Annotated in this window: 1 protein-coding gene; it reads left to right on the top strand. The window is 66.4% G+C overall.

What is annotated here, in order from left to right; all coding sequences use genetic code 11:
- Positions 1 to 559, top strand: a 559-nt coding sequence (locus ACNQQL_RS36060) for an electron transfer flavoprotein-ubiquinone oxidoreductase (protein ID WP_347069713.1), incomplete at both ends; no start/stop codon positions are given.

Here is a 559-nt window from a genome sequence, read left to right on the forward strand (position 1 = left end):
GCCGAAGACGGTGTTCCCGGGCGGCGCGCTGATCGGCGACGACGCGGGCTTCCTGAACGCATCGCGGATCAAGGGCAGCCACGCGGCGATCAAGACCGGCATGCTGGCGGCCGATGCCGCGTTCGACGCGGTGCAGGCCGGCCGCCAGTCGGACGAACTCAACGCGTACCCGGACGCCTTCAAGCAGTCGTGGCTGTACACGGAGCTGTACCGCGCGCGCAACTTCAAGCAGTGGATGGCCAAGGGGCTGTACCTGGGCACGCTGATGGTCGGGCTGGAGCAGAAGGTGATGGGCGGCAACGTACCGTGGACGCTGCATCACCAGCACGCGGACCACGAGATGCTGAAGCCGGCGTCGCAATGCGAGCCGATCGAGTATCCGAAGCCGGACGGCAAGCTGACATTCGACCGGCTGTCGTCGGTGTTCATCTCGAACACGAACCACGAGGAGAACCAGCCGGCGCACCTGACGCTGAAAGATGCGAACGTGCCGGTGAACGTGAACCTGCGCAATTACGCGGGGCCGGAGGCGCGCTTCTGCCCGGCGGCGGTGTACGAG

Source organism: Burkholderia sp. LFS061, assembly GCF_047978125.1.
GTDB lineage: Bacteria > Pseudomonadota > Gammaproteobacteria > Burkholderiales > Burkholderiaceae > Burkholderia > Burkholderia pyrrocinia_C.